Origin of the sequence: Dietzia sp. E1, from assembly GCF_014145015.1 — a bacterium.
Classification (GTDB): domain Bacteria; phylum Actinomycetota; class Actinomycetes; order Mycobacteriales; family Mycobacteriaceae; genus Dietzia; species Dietzia cinnamea_A.
Window position 1 is genome coordinate 1 of record NZ_JAALDU010000321.1, and the last position, 5,794, is coordinate 5,794.

General features: G+C 70.9%; 6 protein-coding genes. 5 read left to right on the forward strand and 1 reads right to left on the reverse strand.

The window, feature by feature from the left end:
- The 3 genes from G6030_RS10980 to G6030_RS10990 all read left to right on the forward strand — a co-directional run.
- A partial coding sequence (locus tag G6030_RS10980; RefSeq protein ID WP_182643149.1) for a glycosyltransferase family 9 protein occupies positions 1-467 on the forward strand: 467 nt, incomplete at its 5' end.
- Positions 464-1,435, forward strand: coding sequence for an NAD-dependent epimerase/dehydratase family protein (locus G6030_RS10985; protein WP_182643150.1), 972 nt, complete (start codon positions 464-466; stop codon positions 1,433-1,435). The genes G6030_RS10980 and G6030_RS10985, both read left to right, overlap by 4 nt.
- Before the next feature lie 141 nt (positions 1,436-1,576).
- Complete coding sequence (locus tag G6030_RS10990; RefSeq protein WP_182643151.1) at positions 1,577-3,007, forward strand: MFS transporter; 1,431 nt, start codon at positions 1,577-1,579, stop codon at positions 3,005-3,007.
- A 162-nt stretch (positions 3,008-3,169) separates the two neighbouring features.
- On the opposite strand, the gene G6030_RS10995 is transcribed toward G6030_RS10990, so the two are convergent.
- Complete coding sequence (locus G6030_RS10995; protein ID WP_063971868.1) at positions 3,170-3,676, reverse strand: MarR family transcriptional regulator; 507 nt, start codon at positions 3,674-3,676, stop codon at positions 3,170-3,172.
- A gap of 187 nt (positions 3,677-3,863) precedes the next feature.
- Between G6030_RS10995 and G6030_RS11000 the strand changes: the two genes are divergently transcribed.
- Both G6030_RS11000 and G6030_RS11005 read left to right on the forward strand, forming a co-directional pair.
- Complete coding sequence (locus G6030_RS11000) at positions 3,864-5,414, forward strand: succinate CoA transferase (protein ID WP_063971869.1); 1,551 nt, start codon at positions 3,864-3,866, stop codon at positions 5,412-5,414.
- A gap of 36 nt (positions 5,415-5,450) precedes the next feature.
- A partial coding sequence (locus G6030_RS11005) for an acyclic terpene utilization AtuA family protein (protein ID WP_182643152.1) occupies positions 5,451-5,794 on the forward strand: 344 nt, incomplete at its 3' end.

Genomic DNA, 5,794 nt, shown 5'->3' on the forward strand with positions numbered 1-5,794 from the left:
GACGCTGGCCCGTCGAGCGGTGGGCGGCCGTCGCGCGCGTGCTGGCCGAGGACGGTCACCGCGTGGTGGTCACCGGCTCGGCCGACGAGGCGGAGTTGACGGCCGAGGTCGCCGGGTCGGCCCCCGGCGCGACCGACGCCGGGGGAGCACTCGACCTCGACGCCCTGACCGACCTCGTCCGCGGGGCCGCACTCGTCCTCAGCGGGGACACCGGCATCGCGCACCTCGCGACGGCGCTGGCCACCCCGTCGGTGGTCCTCTTCGGCCCCGTCCCGCCCCGCTGGTGGGGCCCGCTCATCGACCCTCATCTGCACCACGTCCTGTGGCACGGCGACCCGGACGCCGACTCGTGGGGCGACCCCCACGGTGACGTCGTCGATCCACGACTGGACGCCGTGCGGACCGACGAGGTGCTCGGATCCGCCTTCGACCTACTCAGCCACGACACGGGGAGGACCACATCATGACCCGAACCATCACACGGGCCGTCGTCACCGGAGGCGCCGGTTTCCTCGGCAGCCACCTGTGCACCGAACTCCGCCGCCGCGGCGTCGAGGTCGTCGCCCTGGACAACTTCCTCACCGGCGCACCGGACAACCTCGCGCACCTCGCCGCGGATACCGGGTTCCAGTTGATGGAGCGTGACGTCACCGACTACGTCCACGTTCCGGGCCCGGTCGACCTCGTCCTGCACTTCGCGTCCCCGGCCTCGCCGATCGACTATCTCAAGCTACCCATCCACACCCTCCGGGTGGGGTCGCAGGGGACACACAACGCCCTGGGCCTCGCCCGCGACAAGGGCGCCCGGTTCGTCCTGGCCTCGACCTCCGAGGTGTACGGCGACCCGCTCGTGCACCCGCAGCCCGAGACGTACTGGGGCAACGTCAACCCGGTCGGCCCCCGCGGGGTGTACGACGAGGCCAAGCGGTACGCCGAGGCGCTCACCGAGGCCTACCGCACCACCCACGGAGTCGACACGGCGATCGTGCGCATCTTCAACACCTTCGGCCCCCGCATGCGCCCGCACGACGGGCGGGCGATCCCGACCTTCATCCGGCAGGCGCTGCGCGGAGAGGAACTCACCGTGGCCGGCGACGGGTCCCAGACCCGGTCGGTGTGCTTCGTCGACGATCTCGTGCGCGGGATCCTCGCGTTGGCCGAGTCGGGCCACGCGGGGCCGATGAACATCGGCAACCCCAACGAGCTCGAGGTGCTGCGTATCGCCCGCGACGTCATCGAGGCGGTCGGCTCGTCCTCGCGGATCCGGTACATCGACCGTCCCGTCGACGACCCGCAGGTCCGGCGCCCGGACACAGCGCTGGCGACCGAGGCGCTCGGCTGGGAGCCGGCCGTCCCGTGGGCGGAGGGTCTCGCGCGCACCGTCGAGTGGTTCCGGACCAGGACTCTGCAGGAGCTCTCCGCACCCACGGCGTGAGCCAGATCACCCACCCTCCACTTTCGGGTGTATGAGGGTGTGGCAGTCATCACATACCGTCTCTGTCAATCGACGTTCACGCGTCGGGGACCACAGCGCCGGGGCTCCACCCGGCGGCCCCTCACAGGACTTGGAGTTGTCTTGACTGCCACGAACCTCCCCGCGGGCGATCCGGCATCGTCGCCGGACCAGCCCCCGGCCCCCCAGAAGACCTCGCTCGCGAAGGTCGCCGCGGCCTCCTCGATCGGCACGACCATCGAGTGGTACGACTTCTTCATCTACGGCACCGCCGCGGCCCTCGTCTTCCCGACCCTGTTCTTCCCAGATCAGAACCCCGCCACGGCGACCCTGTCGTCCTTCGCCACGTTCGCCGTCGCCTTCTTCGCGCGGCCCGTCGGCGCGGCGGTCTTCGGGCACTTCGGTGACCGGATCGGTCGCAAGCGCACGCTCGTCTGGACGCTCATGATCATGGGCGTGGCGACCGTGTTCATCGGCCTACTGCCCGGCTACGACACCGGGGCCTTCGGGGCGTTCGAGAACGGCATCGGGATCCTCGCGCCGACCCTGCTCGTGGCGTGCCGCTTCTTCCAGGGCTTCGCCGTCGGCGGTGAATGGGCCGGGGCGACCCTGCTCACCGCCGAGTACGCGCCCAAGGGCAAGCGCGGGCTGATGGGCATGTGGCCCCAGCTCGGCGTGGCCTTCGCCTTCTTCCTCTCCTCGGGCACCTTCCTGCTGTTCTCCCTCATCGCCGGCGACGGCGCGGACATCAACAGCCCGTTCATGCAGTACGGCTGGCGCATCCCGTTCCTGCTGTCCGCCGTCCTGGTCCTCATCGGCCTGTGGATCCGCATCTCGGTCGAGGAGACCCCCGTCTTCAAGCAGGACCGCGCGCGTGCCGCCACGGAGACCGCGCCCCGGACGCTGCCCTTCGCCGATGCGATCCGCTTCCAGTGGAAGGAGATCCTCATCGCCGGTGGCGCGCTCACCTCGCTGTTCTCGCTCTTCTACATGGGCACCTCGTTCCTGACGAACTACGCCACCAAGAACCTCGAGCACCCGCGGCCGTTCGTCCTGGGCATGGGCATGCTCGCCGCGCTGATCTTCGGTGCCGCCATCGCGGTCTCCGCCATCTACTCCGACCGGATCGGACGCAAGAAGGTCATCGGTACCTCGGTCGCGCTGGCCGTGATCTGGACGCTGTTCGTGTTCCCGATCCTCGACACCGGTTCGCCGATCGCGTTCGCCCTGGTCCTGTTCGTCACCCTCATCATCTTCGGCATCGCCTACGGCCCGGCCGGCGCCCTGCTGCCCGAGCTGTTCCAGGCCCGCTACCGCTACACCGGCGCCGGGCTCGGCTACAACCTCGCCGGCATCCTCGGCGGTGCGCTGCCGCCGCTGGCCGCCGCCGCGATGGTCGCCGATGGCAACACGCTCGGGGTGGGCATCATGCTCTCGCTGCTGTCGGTCATGTCGATGCTGTGCGTGTGGCGCATGACCGAGTCGAGCAAGAACGACATGGACGCCGACGCGGAGATCACCGCCGGCCGCGTCCTCGCCGCCGAGGTGCCGTGATCCGCGCCCGGTGAGAGGGGCTCCGCACCCGGAGGACCCCGCCACGATCAGCCGCGCCCGGCCCCACCCGAGAGGGGGCCGGGCGCGGTGTCGTGTGTCCGGCCGTACTCGCGGGGCGCGGACGCGTGTGGTTCGTCCCGGCCACCCGCGCGGGCCCCGGGGTCAGAAGTCGCCGGCGGACCGGCGCAGGGAGGCGATCGCGTCGATGAGGGCCACCTGCTCGTCGGGGCTCATCCCCGGGTCGGCGAACACGCCGGCGTTGAGCGCCGCGGTCGCCTCGGCCACCACGCGCCGACCGTCGTCGGTGATCTCGACCAGCGTGGTGCGGCCGTCGGTCGGGTGCGGGCGACGTTCGACCAGGCCCGCGTCGAGCAGCCGCTTCATCGCACTGGTGACGCTGGTGACGTGTACCTGGAGGCGCTCCGACGCCTTGGTGATGGGCAGTGCCCCGGAACGCGAGAACGCGAGCAGCCGCAGGAGCTCGTAGCGGGGGAACGACAGGTTCCAGGGCCTGAGGGTCTCCTCGACCCGGGCGAGCAGGATCTGGTGCGCGCGCATCACCGACGTCACGACGGTCATGCCCTGCGCGGCGTCTGCCCATCCCTCGCGTTCCCAGTTGGCGCGTGCCTGGTCGATGCGATCGGGGATCGGGGTGGTCCTGGGGGGCAAGGGCACACTCCTGGAGGGCACGACGGTCGGGCGGTCAGGAGAGTCTATCCGCCCGACGGGCCCGCGCAGGGAGGACCCGGCACCGCCGCGTCAGCCGGGTCCGGCGCACGCGCGCCCCACCATGTTGGGGGGACCGCGGCGATCCGGCGACGCGGGTACGCGGTGTGACCGACGCTATGGTCACCGCATGAGATCTGCTGTCCAGCAGTCGGGAACGACTTTCGACCCGGCGCGTATCCGTCATCCGCACTTCCGGGACCTCGTCACCGACGCCGCCACGGCCGTCTCCCGCATCGAGGACGGCGACACCGTCGCGATCAGCGGGTTCGCCAGTGCCGGCACCCCCAAGGCGTTCGCGCCGGCGCTCGCCGAGCGGATGCGGGCCGTCCGCGCGGCGGGCGGCCGGCTCCGCGTCAACCTGCTCACCGGCGCCTCGGTGAGCAACGAGGCCGAGGCGATGCTCGCGGAGGTCGACGGCGTCGACCTCCGGATGCCGTACCAGAGCGAGCCCACCGCGCGGCGGGCGATCAACGAGGGCCGCGTGGACTACGTGGACATCCACCTCTCGCACGTCGCGCAGCAGGTGTGGGAGGGCTACTACGGGAACGTGGACGTCGCCGTGGTCGAGGTGGCCGCGGTGACGGACGACGGCAAGCTCGTCCCGGCGATGTCCGTGGGTAACAACAAGACCTGGCTCGATGTCGCGGACAAGGTGATCCTCGAGGTGAACTCGTGGGTGCCGCTGGGCGTCGAGGGCATGCACGACGTCTACTACGGCACCGCGCTGCCACCCGAGCGTCGGCCGATCATGCTCACCCGTCCCGACGACCGGATCGGACAGGCCCATCTGGAGGTCGACCCGGCCAAGGTGATCGCCGTGGTGCCCACCGACCGGCAGGACTCCGCGAGCGCGCTCACCGAGCCCGACGAGATCAGCCGGGCCATCGCCGGGCACGTCGTGGAGTTCTTCCGTCACGAGGTCGAGCGCGGGCGTATGCCCGCGGGCAGCCTCCTCCCGCTGCAGGCCGGGATCGGCAACGTCGCCAACGCCGTGCTCTCCGGATTGGAGGCCGGGCCGTTCGAGAATCTGACCTGCTACTCGGAGGTCATCCAGGACTCCATGCTGCGGCTCATCCGCGAGGGCAAGGTCGCGCACGCCTCGGCCACCTCGCTGGCCCTGTCGCAGGCGGGTCTCGAGGAGCTGGTCGACAACATCGATCTCTACCGCGATCACATCACGCTGCGCCCGCAGGAGATCAGCAACCACCCGGAGATCGTCCGGCGTCTGGGCATCATCGGGATGAACGGCATGCTCGAGGCGGACGTGTACGGCAACGTCAACTCGACCCACGTGTGCGGCACCCGGATCATGAACGGGATCGGCGGTTCCGGCGACTTCACCCGTAACGGGTACGTCTCCATGTTCCTGAGCCCGTCCACCGCGAAGGGCGGCGCGGTGTCGGCGATCGTGCCGATGATCCCGCACGTCGACCACACCGAGCACGACGTCCAGGTGATCGTCACCGAGCACGGCCTGGCCGACCTGCGCGGGCTCAGCCCCCGCAAGCGCGCCCGCCTCGTCGTGGACAACTGCGCCGACCCGGCGTACCGGCCGCTGCTCCACGACTACCTCGACAGGGCGAACGCCCGGCCCGACGCCGGCAACACCCCGCATATGCTCGAGGAGGCGTTCTCCTTCCACACCCGTTTCGCCGCGACGGGAAGCATGCTGGAGTAGAGGAGCCCCATCCCGACAGACGCACCCGGAGGATCGATGACGACCAGCCCGAGGCCCCTACGCATCGGCAACGTCTCCGCGTCGCGGACGGATCGTTCCAGCGCGACTGCCGAGTTCCTCGCGGCGGCGTCGCTCGACGTCCTCGCGCTGGACATGCTCTCCGACGAGGCGATGCTCGACCTGGCCGAGCAGCGGGCGGCGGGCGGCCCCGGATACGAGCGCGCCGCCCTCGTGCAGATCGGCGAGTGCCTCGACCGCCTCGGCGCGGGCCGGGCCGGCGAGGACGGTGCCGGCGGGATCCGGATCGTCACCAACGCGGGCGCGCTCGACCCGGCCGGCCTCGCCCGCGAGCTGCGGGCCCTGGCCGCGGACAAGGGCGT